This is a genomic window from Deltaproteobacteria bacterium (genome assembly GCA_016219225.1).
In the GTDB taxonomy this organism is placed as follows: Bacteria; Desulfobacterota; RBG-13-43-22; order RBG-13-43-22; family RBG-13-43-22; genus RBG-13-43-22.
The window spans coordinates 29,157-43,746 of the sequence record JACRBX010000188.1; the positions used below are offsets into that span (position 1 = coordinate 29,157).

Annotated in this window: 13 protein-coding genes; 7 read left to right on the forward strand and 6 right to left on the reverse strand. The window is 51.7% G+C overall.

Translation table 11 applies throughout. The annotated features are described in order from the left end of the window. Window positions 1–54 precede the first annotated feature (54 nt). The 5 genes from HY879_16235 to HY879_16255 are packed head-to-tail and all read right to left on the reverse strand — an operon-like array spanning window position 55 to window position 6,964. Entirely contained in the window at window positions 55–2,112 is a 2,058-nt protein-coding gene (locus tag HY879_16235) for a dipeptide ABC transporter ATP-binding protein (protein MBI5604888.1), read from the reverse strand. Continuing rightward, window positions 2,109–3,578, reverse strand: a complete 1,470-nt coding sequence (locus tag HY879_16240; protein MBI5604889.1) for an ABC transporter permease — start codon at window positions 3,576–3,578, stop codon at window positions 2,109–2,111. Before HY879_16240 ends, HY879_16235 begins: the two co-directional genes overlap by 4 nt. Window positions 3,579–3,583: 5 nt before the next feature. Continuing rightward, the gene (locus tag HY879_16245) at window positions 3,584–3,796 is read right to left on the reverse strand and encodes a four helix bundle protein (protein MBI5604890.1); all 213 of its coding nucleotides are present in this window, start codon (window positions 3,794–3,796) and stop codon (window positions 3,584–3,586) included. 46 nt (window positions 3,797–3,842) lie between these two features. Beyond that, on the reverse strand, window positions 3,843–4,820 hold the full coding sequence (locus HY879_16250; protein MBI5604891.1) for an ABC transporter permease: 978 nt from the start codon (window positions 4,818–4,820) through the stop codon (window positions 3,843–3,845). Further along, entirely contained in the window at window positions 4,820–6,964 is a 2,145-nt protein-coding gene (locus tag HY879_16255; GenBank protein MBI5604892.1) for an ABC transporter substrate-binding protein, read from the reverse strand. Before HY879_16255 ends, HY879_16250 begins: the two co-directional genes overlap by 1 nt. Before the next feature lie 356 nt (window positions 6,965–7,320). On the opposite strand from HY879_16255, the gene HY879_16260 reads away from it, so the two are divergent. The 6 genes from HY879_16260 (at window position 7,321) to HY879_16285 (ending at window position 12,185) form a co-directional block, all read left to right on the forward strand. Then, window positions 7,321–8,166 (forward strand): RNA methyltransferase, encoded by an 846-nt coding sequence (locus HY879_16260; GenBank protein MBI5604893.1) that lies wholly within the window; start codon window positions 7,321–7,323, stop codon window positions 8,164–8,166. Window positions 8,167–8,169: 3 nt separating this feature from the next. Further along, window positions 8,170–8,991 carry a bifunctional DNA-formamidopyrimidine glycosylase/DNA-(apurinic or apyrimidinic site) lyase gene (gene mutM, locus HY879_16265; GenBank protein ID MBI5604894.1) on the forward strand — a complete coding sequence of 274 codons (822 nt, stop codon included), beginning with the start codon at window positions 8,170–8,172 and terminating at the stop codon, window positions 8,989–8,991. Window positions 8,992–9,177: 186 nt separating this feature from the next. Further along, window positions 9,178–9,480 carry an HU family DNA-binding protein gene (locus HY879_16270; GenBank protein MBI5604895.1) on the forward strand — a complete coding sequence of 101 codons (303 nt, stop codon included), beginning with the start codon at window positions 9,178–9,180 and terminating at the stop codon, window positions 9,478–9,480. A 90-nt stretch (window positions 9,481–9,570) separates the two neighbouring features. Further along, window positions 9,571–9,813: a hypothetical protein gene (locus HY879_16275; GenBank protein MBI5604896.1), complete on the forward strand. Its 243-nt coding sequence runs from the start codon at window positions 9,571–9,573 to the stop codon at window positions 9,811–9,813. 271 nt (window positions 9,814–10,084) lie between these two features. Next, window positions 10,085–11,434 carry a DUF1015 domain-containing protein gene (locus HY879_16280; GenBank protein ID MBI5604897.1) on the forward strand — a complete coding sequence of 450 codons (1,350 nt, stop codon included), beginning with the start codon at window positions 10,085–10,087 and terminating at the stop codon, window positions 11,432–11,434. After that, window positions 11,418–12,185 carry a tRNA1(Val) (adenine(37)-N6)-methyltransferase gene (locus HY879_16285; protein ID MBI5604898.1) on the forward strand — a complete coding sequence of 256 codons (768 nt, stop codon included), beginning with the start codon at window positions 11,418–11,420 and terminating at the stop codon, window positions 12,183–12,185. The genes HY879_16280 and HY879_16285 overlap by 17 nt, the downstream gene beginning before the upstream one ends. Before the next feature lie 29 nt (window positions 12,186–12,214). On the opposite strand, the gene HY879_16290 is transcribed toward HY879_16285, so the two are convergent. Further along, a complete protein-coding gene (locus HY879_16290) occupies window positions 12,215–12,706 on the reverse strand; it encodes a DUF721 domain-containing protein (GenBank protein ID MBI5604899.1) in 492 nt (163 codons plus the stop codon). Window positions 12,707–12,960: 254 nt separating this feature from the next. Between HY879_16290 and HY879_16295 the strand changes: the two genes are divergently transcribed. Further along, entirely contained in the window at window positions 12,961–14,328 is a 1,368-nt protein-coding gene (locus tag HY879_16295; protein ID MBI5604900.1) for a TrpB-like pyridoxal phosphate-dependent enzyme, read from the forward strand. Window positions 14,329–14,590 lie beyond the last annotated feature (262 nt).

Sequence of the window (14,590 nt, forward strand, 5' to 3'; positions counted from 1 at the left end):
GGATAGGGAGGACAAGTTCTAATCAAAGATATTTAAAATTCCGGAATCCAGGAGTCAGGAGCCGGAATTCAGATGGCAATGAACACTATGGGTGGGGCTGGAACTGTTTGGGGCTGGATAATCCGTCCGGCATTTCGGCCCGGCTTCCGTACAACGGGGATGAAAATGACAGCCGGCCGGAGGGTTGACCGGTGAAGGCAGGTCTCCCTGAAGCCGGATTACCTCCCGTTTCGTATCCCGATCGATTACCGGCACCGCCGAGAGGAGGGCCCGGGTATAAGGATGCCTTGGATTGCCCAGGACTTCGTCAACCTTCCCTTGTTCGACAATCCGGCCCAGGTACATAACCGCCACTTCGTGGGCCAGAAACTCAACCACGGAGATATTGTGCGTGATAAAGAGATAAGAGAGGCCGTGTCCGTCCTGGAGTTCCTTGAGCAGGTTGAGGATTTGGGCCTGGACAGAAATATCCAGGGCGCTGGTGGGTTCGTCGCAGACAATCAACTTTGGATTTACGGAAAGGGCCCTGGCGATAGCGATGCGCTGGCGCTGCCCTCCGGAAAATTCATGGGGATAGCGGTAATGGATCCCGGCCGGCAACCCGACTTCTTCCAGAAGGTGGCCTATGCGGGCCATCCGGTCCTCGGTTCCGGAGCCGATGCCCAGGGCCGCCATACCCTCCTCGATGATTTCCATAATCCGCATGCGGGGATTGAGAGACCCGTAAGGGTCCTGGAAGATAATCTGCAACTCGCGACGCAAGGGCCGCATCCCGGCCGGTTTCAAGGTCCTGAGATCGATCCCCTGAAAGAGGATAGTGCCGCTGGTCACCGGAATGAGCCGAAGGACGCCCTTACCCAGCGTGGTCTTGCCACAGCCGGATTCTCCGACCAGGGCCAGAGTTTTGCCTGGGGGGATCGAAAAGGATACCCCGTCTACGGCCTTGACCTGTCCAACGGTTCGCTTCAAAAACCCCTTTTGGATAGGGAAATGGATCTTTAAATCCGCGACCTTCAGGATAAACGAACCATTATCCTGTCCGGGAATCAGCTCCCCTCTCGTGCCTTGTGCCTCATCCCTCGCACCTCTTTCCTCCCCCTCGTCTCGTGCCTCGTGCCTCATGCCTCGCGCCTCATCCCTCGTGCCTTTTTCATACAGATGACAGCGCACCCCCTGCCCTTCGGACCATTCGGACCACAAAGGGGCTTCCTTTCGGCAACGATCCCAGGCGAAATCACACCGTTCAGCATAACGGCACCCATTGAACTCACGGGTCAGGGGGGGCACATTCCCCCTGATCACGGCCAGGGACCGGTCCCGCTTGGTCCGGGCCGGTAGAGAGGCAAAAAGCTTTTGGGAATAAGGGTGGGCCGGGCCGGAAAAAAAGCGCTGGCGATCGGCCTTTTCCACTATTTCCCCGGCATACATCACCGCCACCCGGTGGGCCATCTCCGAGACCACCCCCAGATCGTGGGTAATGAGCAGGATGGACATGGCGGCCCTCTTTTGAAACCCCTGTAACAAATCGAGGATCTGGGCCTGGGTGGTAACATCCAGAGCGGTGGTGGGCTCATCGGCGATCAAGAGGTCCGGGTCACAGGCCAGGGCCATGGCGATCATCACCCGCTGTTTCATGCCTCCGGAAAACTGGAAGGGGTATTCCTTACTGCGCCGGGTCGCCTCGGGGATGCCCACGGCCTCGAGCAATTCCTTCACCCGGCCGGCGGCCGTCTCCCCCCGTAGGGCCGTGTGTTGCTGGAGCATTTCGGCCACCTGATTCCCGATGGTCATCACCGGATTCAGACTCAGCATCGGTTCCTGGAAGATCATGCCGATCCGTTTCCCCCGGATAGTACGCATCTCCGTTTCCGGCAAGGTCAAAAGATCGAACCCGTCAAGCCGGATAGTGCCGCCGACAATCCGGCCGGCCTCCGGCAACAGGCGCATGATGGAAAGGGCCGTCATGGATTTTCCGCAACCCGATTCTCCTAACAAAGCGAAGGTCTCCCCGCGTCTGATGTCAAGTGACAGATCGTCCACGGCCCGCACAATCCCGCCGGCCGTAACGATCCAGGATCTGAGATGATCGATTGCGAGCAAGGGCCTGTTCACGGATTTCCCTCTTTCGAGCCGCCTGACTTTTCGGTCTGAAGGATCTGAAGCTGTACCGTCCGGGTTTGCGTCCGCGGATCAAAGGCGTCCCGCACCGCATCCGAAAAAAGATTGGCGCACAAAACCAGAAGAAACATGAAGCCGAAGGCGGCGGCCAGCGACCACCAGACCATGGGCTCCCGGGCCATTTCGAGGCGGGCACTGTTGATCATGGTGCCGAAACTGATCATCGAGGGATCAACGCCCACCCCTACGTAGGACAGTACGGCCTCCGCCAACACCAGACCGGAGAAATCCATGACCAGGGCGATCAGAACAATATGCATGACGTTCGGCAAAATATGGCGCAAGATGATCCGGAGGTCGGAAACGCCGAAGGCCTGGGCGGCCTGGATATATTCCATCTCCCGCAGTTTCAGGGCCTCCCCGCGCAGCAGACGGCACAATCCCGTCCAACTGGTAATCCCGAGGATAATGCAAAGGAACAATAGACGCAGATCGGCCCGGGCGCTGACGGTTTCAAACAGGTTGGGATGGGTATCCATATAAACCTGGGTCATCAGCACCGCCGCCGCAATCAGCAGCACGGCAGGTATGGAATTGAGCGTGGTATAGACGTACTGGATCAGATCGTCCATCCAGCCCCGGAAATAGCCGGCCATGATCCCCAACAGGACCGCAAAAGGCAGCATCACCAGTGTGGTCAGGGTGCCGATCACCAGACCGGTGCGGATGCTCTTCAAAGCCAGGTAAAGCACGTCCTGTCCGACCTTATCGGTCCCGAGAACATGATACCTGGTACACAACAAGGCGGTAGGGGCCGCCAGGAGCAGGAGCCCCAGTAGTGTCAGCAGGCAGGCGTTCCAGGGAACCTCGCTTTGTCCTCGAAAGACAAGAGGTACCCAGGTGCCGAAACGGATTCTGCGGCGCCGGGCAAGATGCCACAAGAATACACCGCCGAGCAACCCCCAGAGCAAAACCGCCAGCAACGCACCGGCCCCGCCCCGCAAGGCGATGTCACCGGTCTTATCCCGGTCGGGGTTATTGAGATGGGCCCCGCCATAACGCAGACGGGGGAAGGTCCGCACTTGACGGCCATCGGGAAACTCAATAGTTTCCCGGGCATAAAGATGGGTAGCGAAGGGGGCTGAGTAGGTTTTTTCAGTCTGTCTCCTCAGGGGTTGGACCATAACATCCAGCAAACTTAAGACCTCAACCGCATAGGACCGCCCGCCTTTATGGCCGGTTTCAATAGCCGGACGAAAATGCACCGAATCCAGCAGCCCGACTACCAGAAACCCTCCCAACACGACCATGGACACCATGGCATTCAGGTTCTGGGCCACCCGTTTCCAAGGGGCCAGCAGGTGTTCGCGGCCCCGCACCACCCAGCCAAAGATGAGACCGGCTGCCAGGAGCAGGTAAATCAGGGCATCGGTCCAGAGTATGATCGGTTTAAAGGGCATCTCCATTAGAATCCAGAATTCAGGAGCCAGGAGCCAGAATTGAAACCCTTTACCATATTCGCAACGATGGAAATGGCGGCTCTTCTTAACTGTGATATCAATTCATATATTTCATTCCTGAGAAATAATTCAGTGTATCGGAAAACTACTAAAACAAATGGTTGGGCTTTCTGCCAGACAGTTAAATCTCTAAAATTTATTAACGGTTGTCTTTTCATTCTGGATTCTGACTCCTGAATTCTGGATTCTTGAATCATCATTTTTTCATTCCAGCCTGATCCGCGGATCCACCAGGGTGTAGGCAATATCAGTCAGGATGAGGCCGATGATGTAGAGCACCGAACCCAGAAAAACCATAGCCCTGACCACGGCAAAATCCTGTGAGTTGATAGCGTCGATGGTATAGCTGCCGAGTCCCGGTATGCCAAAAAAGGACTCGCTGATCAGGCTGCCCATAAAAAGCAGCGGAATGACCACCACCGCCCCGGTAAGGATGGGGATCAAGGCATTCTGGAGGACATGTTTGAACAGTACCCGTCCCTCGGATAAACCCTTGGCTCGGGCCGTGCGCACATAGTCTTTACCGATTTCTTCCAGAAAGATGGTGCGGTACCAGCGGGCGCTGGCTCCGATTCCGCTGATCATTCCCACCAGCACGGGCAATATCAGGAACTTGACGGCGTTCCATCCCGTTCCGTATCCCGAAATAGGCACCAGGTTCCAAAGTTTACTGAGCAAATACTGACCGCCGATGATATAAAACAAGCTCGAAATGGACATGAGCCCGACGCACAATACCACGCCCCATAGATCCAGATAGGTGGTGCGAAAGAAGGCCATTATCAGGGCAAAAGAAATATAACAGATAAGACCCAGGAGGAACACCGGCAGGGCTATGGCCAGGCTCGGGCCCATACGGTTTTTGATCTCGTAGGCGATGTCCCGGCCGTCATCGGCACGGCCGAACTTGAAAGCGAATAACTTGACTGATTTTTCAAAAAAGATGGTGGCGGTCACCTTATTGATACCCTGGGCAGCAGGATTAAATAGAAGGGGCCGGTCGTAGCCCCTTTCCTGTTTCCATTTCGTAATGGCTTGTGCGGTTACCCGTTTGACCCCGAGATGGATACGGGCCATGTCGTCCGGGGTATTGACAACGAAAAACAGGGTAAAAGTAATGACATTCACCCCGATCAGGATCGGAATGGCATAAAGGATACGACGGACAATGTAATGCAACATCAGATGGCCTTCCTATTCTCCCGGCGTCGAAAGGACAAAATGGCCGGCAAGGCGCTCGCGGCCAAGAGGGACAGGATCAGAAATATCGGCCAGATCACCGGGCGGTTCCATTCGGCCCGTTTCCGTTCCCGAAGCCCGGCATCGATGCGCTGGTACTTCAGCCCATTACGTGCCATCTGGTTCGGTTTCGGATTGAAAACCCAGGAATGGACCAGGGTATACTCTTTGGGGTGGAACCCCCAAAGCCAGGGGGCGTTGCGGCGGACAATCTCTACCATACGGTCGATAATGGCCTGTCGCTTCGGCCCGTTTTCCATGTTTTTCATCTTTTCGAACAACCGGTCATACTCGGGATCGGCGTAGTTAGCCGCATTTTCCCCGTCCGTTTTTACTTTCCCCTGGGGCCCATATAAAAGGAAGAGGAAATTTTCCGGGTCGGGATAATCGGCATTCCAGCCCCAATTGAAGATCTGGGCATTACCCTTTCTAATCTTGTCCTGGAAACGGTTATAGTCGGTGGCCCGGATCACTAATTGCAGGTTAAGCTTTTGGAACTGCTTGCGGATCCAGTCGAGACGCGCCTTGTCATCCGGCCCCCGGGCTGTGACATCGAGGTTGAGCACCAAAGGCTTGCCGGTTTCCGTTTCAACCCCATTGGGATAACCGGCTTCTGTCAGCAATTTTTGGGCTTCCTCAAGGGATTTTCGCTTAGCGCCGCCATTTGCCCAATCATAAATATAAGGGTTGATTCCTTCCTTCCCGGAACGGTTACCAAAGATTTCAGGAGGAATCGGACCTTGAGCCGCAATACCCCGGCCGTTGGCAAAAATGCTGATGAACTCTTCGTAGTCCACTGCGATGGAAATGGCCTGGCGAAGTTTGCGGGCCCGCTCCGAATTTCCGCCAACCACCGGGTCCAGCATATTGAACCCCATGTAGATGTCACTGGGGGCCACCGAAGTCATGAGGCGGATACCTTTCCGCCGCATGCCCTCTGTGATGGCAATATCTCCGGTACTGGTAGTTTGTACGGCCTGATCGAAACTATCGGAGCTGATTCCGGAAGCGTCGTAATACCCCTGAAGAAACTTGTTCCAATAAGGTATTCCCTCTTTTTCCAGGCTGAAGACGACCTTATCAATAAAAGGCAAGGGTTTCCCGGCATCTGCAAAAAACCCGGCCTCCCGGTCCCCGAGTTCTCCTTCGGCCGGATAGGTCTCTCCATGAAAAAAGGGGTTACGCTCCAGCACCATTTGACGGTTGGGATTGTTCTCCGTCAACATATAAGGTCCGGTGCCTACCGGGTACCAGTCCAAAGAAAAATTTTTCTCCGCCATCCCGGGTTGGGAATAGAAACGGGCCACTTCTTCCGGTATCGGTGCAAAAAAAGACATGGCCAGCCAGTAAATAAACTGCGGGTACTTCCCTTTGAGTTTCACCTGGTAAGTATACCGGTCCAGGACCTGGACCCCGGCCAGGGGAAACCGGTTAAGGTCCAAATAGACTTCACCGCGACCGTTATGGACCAGTTCCTGGTCGGCTTTCCTCAGAACCGCCGCGAATTCTTTGAGCCCGACGATATAATCCATCATCAGACCGAAGATCGGGGAATGCAGTCTCGGGTGAGCCAGGCGCTTGATCTGGTAAACATAATCCGCGGCGATAAGCTCGCGGGTTCCCTGCTGTTTAAAATCCGAAAGGCGGCGGATGGAGGCCATAAAACCAGGATCGAGGTTATGAAAGAGCAGACGGCCCTGGTGGTCTCTGGCAAAGGCGGGATGCGGTTGATAGTGAATACCCGGGCGGATACTGATCTTATACAGGCTGTAAGCCACCAGGCCGGCCTCGGCATCGTCAGGCAGAGGACGTCCGGCGGCATCAAAAAATTGAGGCCGGGGGACTTCCTGGGCCGTGGCCGGTATGAGGGTGTATGGCCGTTTAAAATAATGGTATTGCAGGGGAGGTTCATAGATCTGGGCGGTAAAAGTGGATTCATTTTCGCTGTAGGACTGAACCGGGTCAAGATGCTTGGGGCGTTCGGAAAAAGCCGAATAGAGGATATTGCCTCCCCGATCCTGGGCCGGATAGGGATTGTTCCAGACACCGCAGCCGCCAAGCAGCACGGCAGCCCAAAAAAGGGTCATGCCTCGTAAGAATCCATTTTTCCCTGGGCCTAAGCACATAATGGTTTATTGTTTTCCTTCGGATTCTGTGATAATAAAAAAAGGTTCAAGGTTAGAAAATGTCTTTCCTTTGAGCTTTGAGCTTTCGTATCAGTTTAGCGCTTTTTGAAAAAACGTCGACAACCTCTCCGTCATTCCGGTGAAAACCGGAAACCAGGTTCTTTTCGTCTCAGCATAACGTCTGGATTCCGGTTTTCACCGGAATGACGTGTGCGAAAGTCAGGATTTTCAAGTAAAAGTTTCAAGTTTTTCATAGGGCTAAATTGTTACGAGCTTTCAGCTTTGAGCTACTAAAATAATATTTTCGGTTATCAAAAATGGTTCCTGACATCAACTTCGACCATATCACCATCGTCCTGCACCAACCCCGTTTTGCGGAAAATATAGGGGCCTCGGCCCGGGCTGCCTGGAATATGGGCTTCCCGCATATCATCTTAGTCAATCCGGAAGATACAGACTGGGAACGGATGACCAAGCTTTCAACCCATGTGGCCCGGGGGCTTCTGGAAAAAATGCAAAGCTATTCCTCTCTGGCCGAGGCCCTGGCACCTTTCCACTATATTGTTGGAACAACGGCCCGTTTAGGAGGGCAGCGGAAAGAAATTATAAACCCTGCCCAGGCAGCCCGTAAAATTCAATCCCTTGGCGGTCAGAACCGTATTGCCCTCTTATTCGGCCCGGAAAACCGTGGACTCAGCAACGAAGAACTCCGCTTTTGCCATTGCACGGTCAATATCCCTACGGCTTCGGCCAGCTCTCTCAATCTGGCGCAGGGTGTTTTGATCCTTTGTTATGAAATCCTTCTGGCCCATAGTGATGAAAAAGTTCGGAGTGTTGAGTTCGGAGTTCGGAGTGATCAAACCCTAAACCTTGAAATCTCGTCATCCATCACTCCCAACTCCGAACTCCGAACTCCGAACTCCGAACATCCCCTGGCCACATCCTTCGAACTGGAGGGCATGTATCAGCACCTGTCGGAAGTCCTGCAGTTGATGGATTTTTTAGACGAACAGAACCCCGAACTCTGGATGATGAGCCTCAGGCGTTTTTTTTCCCGCATAGGGCTCTATCCTCAGGAGGTGCGCATGATCCGCGGTATCTGCCGCCAACTCAGATGGCTGGTCACCGGCCATCTAAAATCGAACACAAGGATTGAAAGGTAAACCATGCCCGAGCTGCCCGAAGTTGAAACCATTGTTCGCCGTCTTCGTTCGGATCTGACCGGCCTGAAGATTCAAAAAGTTCAAGTATTCACCCCTAAAATCCTTCGATCGCCCGAAAAGCTTTTCATCCAAACCCTGACCGGTAGCATCATACGGGAAATAAGGCGTAAAGGCAAGCTGATCCTTTTCGATCTTGATCTCGATAGGACCCTGATCCTCCATTTGAAAATGACCGGCCAGGTTTTACTGGAACCCGCGTCAACCCCTGTCGACCGCCACACCCATGTCATTTTTGATTTTTTGCCTCCGGATTTCCAGCTCCGATACCGAGATGTCAGGAAATTCGGCTTCTTTGATGTGATCCCGGCCGCGCCCTCCGGTTCAAACCCCTTTGACGGCAAGGTGGCCCCCGACCCTTTTGAAATCAACGCCGGTCAATTCGCCCGGATCATTCACTCTAAAAAAAAGGCCATTAAAACCCTTCTTCTGGATCAATCCCTGATCAGCGGATTAGGTAATATTTATGTGGATGAATCCTTATTTCAAGCCAAAATCCACCCCCTGACTCCGGCTTCGGCTCTATCTTCAGACCGGATTAAAAACCTCCATCGGATTATCCGGCGTGTTCTGAGGCAGGCGATTTTAAAACAAGGCTCCACCCTGAGAGATTACCGAAGGCCTGATGGAACCTCCGGTGGATTTCAAAACTATCATCAGGTCTATGGACGGACCGGCCTGGCCTGCCCCTTCTGCCTTTCCCCGATTCAAAAAATACGGGTGTGCAGTCGCGGCACTCATTTTTGTGCTTCCTGTCAAAAACTCTGATCCGGAGGACCAAAGAAGCGGCAACCCCGCTCCAATCCGGGTTTCCATGAGCCCCTGACCTGTTTACCTTAGAAAAAAAGCGGTTTTTTTGATGATTGGTGTGTTTTTCGCTTGACCCTTTCCATTTTTTCCTCTATATAGAAGCGTAAATTAAAAAAAAATTTATAATAAAAAGGAGGATTGGTTATGGCTACAAAAAAACCCTTGACTAAAACCCAGCTCGTTGCTTACCTGGCGGAAAAATTTTCAATGACGAAAAATGCGTCAAAGGAAATCCTCGATGAATTGGCCCGATTGGCGGTTGCTGAGACCAAGAAAACCGGATCATTTACCATGCCGGGCATCGGCAAGATCGTTCTTTCCAAACGAAAGGCACGGGTAGGCAGAAACCCTCAAACCGGTGACCCCATTAAGATCCCCGCCAAGACCGTGACTAAGATGAGGATAGCCAAAGCCTTTAAAGACGCCGTTGTTCCTCCGAAAAAATAACTTTTCCCCAGGTCACGAAACTACCAGGAGGGGGAAGCAAGGAAGAACACCATTAATCGATCCAATCCTTATTAAGAGGGAGCAAGGACTATGGCCATCCAAAAGAAACCGGCAATAAAAAAGACAAGTGCTGCTGTTGCGAAAAAAGACAAAGGACCTCAGAAAACTCCGGAAAAATGGGTTCGGACTACGGTCATGATTCGGGAAACGAATCATGGGAAGATTAAAGCCATTACCTACTGGGAAAAAACAGGAATTAAAGAGGTGGTCGACGAGGCTTTAAAATTATACCTGAAAGGAAGGAAAGTAAAACCTCTTCCCAAAAAGAAATAAGGTTCTCCTTCTGAGCCGACACCGGTCATCAAAATTGTATTGAAGAAGTCTTTAGGTTACGCTCTGTCCAAAGATACCTTTTCCGAGGAAAAGATATCTTTGGACAGAGGCCCATTTTATATCTCACGGATCAACTTATTGACCCCATAAATACCGTTTTCCCCTCGCACCCCTTCGAGACCACATTATCCTATTATTTTCCTTTACCAACTAATAAGAAAATGTTATACAAAAAAGTTATTTTTATGAGTAGAGAGGAGTATTAAGTCCCATGGCACATATCGCCCCTTTTCGGGGGGTTATTTATAATTCTCAGACCATTAAGGATTATTCCCAGGTCGTCGCTCCGCCCTATGATGTGATCAAACCTCAGGAACAGGAACGGTTTTATCAACAGCATCCCTATAATATTGTTCGTCTGGATTTTGGCAAAAATTTCCCCAGTGATACACCTGAAGACAATCGATACACCCGGGCGGCCCGGATATTACGGATCTGGGAAAAGGAACAGATCCTGGTTCAGGACCCTGAACCGGCCATTTATCTTTATAAAATTCAATATCAGCTTCCAGGGGAAAATTTACGGATTCGAACCGGGTTTATTTCCCTGCTGGGCCTGGAGCCTTTTGATTCAGGGAAGGTCCGGCCCCACGAAAAGACCTTCTCGGCTTTCAAGCAGGATCGCTATCAGCTCTTCCAGCAGTGTCAAATGCAGTTTTGTCCGATCTTTTCTTTTTATCTTGATCCTGAAAACAGGGTCATTTCTCTTCTTTCCGGCCAGGCCCCGGCAGAACCCTTTCTTGATTTTGTCGATCAGGATTCTATCCGCCATCAGCTTTGGAGAATTACCGACCCGTCGACCTTAACTACCATTCAAAAGACCTTTTCCGATAAGACCGTTTATATCGCCGATGGCCATCATCGTTACGAGACCAGTCTGGCCTATCAAGCGGATATGCTTAAAAGGCATCCCGAGTCGGGAAAAAACGCAGCCTTTAATTTTACCCTGATGTTTCTCTGTCCGATGGAAGATCCGGGGTTGACCATCTTCCCGGTTCATCGGGCATTGAACCGTCTTTTGGATCTTGAGCCCTCGTTGCTGGAAAAAAAATTGGATCAGGATTTTTTTATAGAAAAAATCCCTTTTAACGGCGAAAACAAAAAGCAAGTCACACGGGATTTTTTGTCCAGACTTGGGGCAAAAGGAAGAGTGGCTCAGTCATTTGGTCTTTTTATGGCCCAAACCTCCTGGTTTTACCTCCTGACTCTGAAGCAAGAAAGTCTGGACGGTGCCTGGGGAGAAGATCTGCATCCCTTATTACGAAGATTGGATGTCATGATTTTAAGCCGCCTGATCTTTCAAAAAGCCTTAGGCGTTCGCCGGGAAGAATTGGATCAGGAAAACATCATCGAGTATCGTCATGATGCTTTCGAGGTCCTCCAGCTGGTGGTAAAGGGACAAAGTCAGATGAGTTTCATCTTAAACCCAACCCCTATCGATCAGGTCAGGCAGATTGCCGAAGCCTCCCTGGTTATGCCCAGGAAGTCAACCTATTTTTACCCTAAAACCCTGACCGGCCTGGTAATGAATCCCCTGAATTTGAATGAATTCATCATTTGAGAAGCGGGTAAAGATAAACAGCGATGAAACACTCGATTCCTGGGGAAAAGGGACTGTTCGGGTCATTCAAAAAAAAACCGGTTATCGTTTTTCCATAGACTCTTTACTTCTGTTTGAATTTGTCCGGATAAAGGAAGATCATCGGGTCCTGGATCTGGGAACGGGCAGTGGAATCCTGGCCCTGCTCCTGGCCAGGGCCTACCCCCTTGCCCGGATTGTGGCCCTGGAACTGTCCCCCGCCTTTTTAGATCTGGCCCGACGCAATACGGACCTGAACGGACTTCAGGGACGCATTTCCCTGATCCATGGAGATCTTTGCTACATCCCCTTTTTTATTAAAAAGGGGACCTTTGATGCCGTTGTTTGCAACCCCCCCTTTCGTCCTCTTCGAACAGGCCGGATAAACCCCGACCCTCAGAAAGCCATGGCCCGCCATGAAATTCGGGTTACCTTATCTGAACTTTTACAGGCTGTAGCCCACGGATTAAAAAAAGGAGGGAAATGGTATGTTATTTACCCGGCCTGGCGGCTGGTGACCCTTCTGACCTTATCCAGACAAAACGGGCTGGAGCCCAAAACAATCCAATTGGTCCATTCCTTTCCAGGCAAAGAGGCCGAATGGATTCTCATGGAGGCTGTTTATCAAGGGCGTGAGGAGCTTAAGGTCCTTCCCCCCCTTATCGTTTACCAGGAAGTCGGGGTTTATAGCGATCAGGTTCAAAGGAGTAAATTTTTCAACACTTTCCTTTAATCCTGCTAAACGGGACCCGGGGGGCACCTTCACGGGATCAGGGAGCGCTTGGCCGGTTCATAACAACGACTCTTTTCCATAGCCGCCCGGACCCGTTCACGAACTTCAGGATCCTTGATTTCGGCACAAATATGTTGGATCCGTAATTTTTCTTTTTTTGACAAGGAACGGGGTCGGGGTGGTGTCGAATCCGTTTTTTCTTTTCGGCCGGGGCTCATTACCTCGACCGATCCCGGCTTTAACCGGATCGTTTTGACCACCGGTTTTCCCAATGTTTCATTTATCTTTCCCCGAATGGAGTCTTTTAGAAATTGGAACTGTTGCCCGACAACCGGATTGGAAACCGATAGGTAAAGGGTCCCTTCCCGAATCCCTTCCATATAAATTCCCGATCGTAAGGACTCGGGAACGGCCTGGATCCAGGCATCGATAACAGCCGGGATCAAAGGATCCACCAGTGCATCCTTTCCGGTTAACAACTCTTGAACAACGGCTTTAAAAGGCAGGATTTCTTTATTCATCTTAAATTTAATTGACAGTTTTTCATGACCCTGTATATAGTGGATATTTAATGCCAGATTCTCTTAAACGCTCATGCTCCTTTGGAGCCCCACAACCTTGAAATGGGTTTCGACAAACCGAACGACGAACTTTATTTTCTTAAGAAAGGCCGGTTTCAAGCGGGTCATTTCCTTTACCCGGAAAAATTATTCTCACAGAAAACGGAATTCAAAGCAATAAAATAAACGGCAACCTTAACGAAAAAGGAGGAATCATGGAGCAGAAGAAAGTAACCCTGAGTGAAGATGAAATGCCCCGCCAGTGGTATAACATTTTGCCCGATATGCCGAACGGCATGCAGCCCCCCCTGCACCCCGGCACCGGTCAACCGGTCGGTCCCGATGATCTGGCCCCTGTTTTTCCCATGAATCTGATCGAACAGGAAGTCAGCCCGCAACGCTTTATCGATATTCCCGACCCTGTCCTGGAAAAGTATTTGATCTGGCGGCCTACCCCCCTTGCCAGGGCCTACGGTCTGGAGCGATTTTTACAGACACCGGCCAAAATCTATTTTAAGAACGAAGGCGTCAGCCCGGCTGGCAGCCACAAACCCAATACCGCCATACCCCAGGCCTATTATAACAAAGTCTTTGGCACCAAACGGATAGCCACCGAAACCGGGGCAGGCCAATGGGGCAGTGCCTTGAGTTTCGCCTGTTCCCTTTTTGGATTGGAGTTAAAGGTCTATATGGTCCGGATCAGCTACGACCAAAAACCTTACCGCCGTCTGATGATGAATACCTGGGGAGCCACCTGCGTCCCCAGTCCCAGCCCGGATACCCAGGCCGGCAGAAAAATCCTGGAACAGGATCCTAATTCCCCTGGAAGTCTTGGAATCGCTATCAGTGAAGCCGTGGAAGATGCGGTGACCACCCCGAACAGCAAATATTCCCTGGGCAGCGTTTTAAACCATGTCTTGCTCCATCAGACCATTATCGGCCTGGAAGCCCAAAAACAACTACAAAAACTCGGGGACTATCCGGACATCGTCATCGGCTGCGCCGGCGGCGGAAGCAATTTTGCCGGACTGGCCCTACCCTTTATCCGGGACAAGATCGCCGGTAAAAAGGTCGAAGTGATCGCCGTCGAACCCACTTCCTGCCCGACCATGACCAAAGGCCCCTTTGTTTATGATTTCGGGGATACCGTCCAAATGACCCCCCTGTTGTGCATGCACAGTCTGGGCCACGCCTTCGTCCCGGCCCCTATTCATGCCGGCGGTCTGCGCTATCATGGAATGGCCCCCATTGTCAGCCAGTTGATCCTGGACAAAATGATCGAACCCAGGGCCGTGGGTCAGTTGGAAACCTTCGCCGCCGGTGTCACCTGGGCCAGGACCGAAGGCTACATCCCGGCCCCGGAAACCAACCACGCCCTGGCGGCGGTGATCACCGAGGCCAAGAAATGCAAGGAAGAGGGCAAGGCCAAAACTATTCTGGTGAACTGGAGCGGACATGGCCTGGTGGATTTAATGGCCTATAACGCCTATTTTGAAGGGAAGTTGACCGACTATGAACTCCCCGATGAGGAGATCCAGAAATCCTTGAAAGCCCTGGAAAGTTTTCCAAAACCGAAACCATAAAAACAGGTCCAAGGTTTAAGGTGTAAGGTATTCGGCCCCAAAAGGCCTTGCACCTTGCACCTTGGACCATGGACCTATTATTTTCACCATGAATGAAACCTTTGACTCTTTAGAAATCTATTGTCCCCACCTGGGAATGATGGTTACCTTCAACTACTGCCGCCGGGCTCAATCCTCTTTGCCCTGTAGAAATGTACCGGGCTGTTGGGAAGAGCGGTTGCCGGTGGCGACCTTCTTGGTCGAAAACTTTTCCCGGGAAGAA

Coding starts and splice junctions, on each gene's coding strand:
- HY879_16240 (MBI5604889.1), bottom strand. CDS start 3,578: ATGCCCTTTAAACCGATCATACTCTGGACCGATGCCCTGATTTACCTG.
- HY879_16245 (MBI5604890.1), bottom strand. CDS start 3,796: ATGAAAAGACAACCGTTAATAAATTTTAGAGATTTAACTGTCTGGCAG.
- HY879_16250 (MBI5604891.1), bottom strand. CDS start 4,820: ATGTTGCATTACATTGTCCGTCGTATCCTTTATGCCATTCCGATCCTG.
- HY879_16255 (MBI5604892.1), bottom strand. CDS start 6,964: ATGACCCTTTTTTGGGCTGCCGTGCTGCTTGGCGGCTGCGGTGTCTGG.
- HY879_16260 (MBI5604893.1), top strand. CDS start 7,321: ATGGTTCCTGACATCAACTTCGACCATATCACCATCGTCCTGCACCAA.
- mutM (MBI5604894.1), top strand. CDS start 8,170: ATGCCCGAGCTGCCCGAAGTTGAAACCATTGTTCGCCGTCTTCGTTCG.
- HY879_16270 (MBI5604895.1), top strand. CDS start 9,178: ATGGCTACAAAAAAACCCTTGACTAAAACCCAGCTCGTTGCTTACCTG.
- HY879_16275 (MBI5604896.1), top strand. CDS start 9,571: ATGGCCATCCAAAAGAAACCGGCAATAAAAAAGACAAGTGCTGCTGTT.
- HY879_16280 (MBI5604897.1), top strand. CDS start 10,085: ATGGCACATATCGCCCCTTTTCGGGGGGTTATTTATAATTCTCAGACC.
- HY879_16285 (MBI5604898.1), top strand. CDS start 11,418: ATGAATTCATCATTTGAGAAGCGGGTAAAGATAAACAGCGATGAAACA.
- HY879_16290 (MBI5604899.1), bottom strand. CDS start 12,706: ATGAATAAAGAAATCCTGCCTTTTAAAGCCGTTGTTCAAGAGTTGTTA.
- HY879_16295 (MBI5604900.1), top strand. CDS start 12,961: ATGGAGCAGAAGAAAGTAACCCTGAGTGAAGATGAAATGCCCCGCCAG.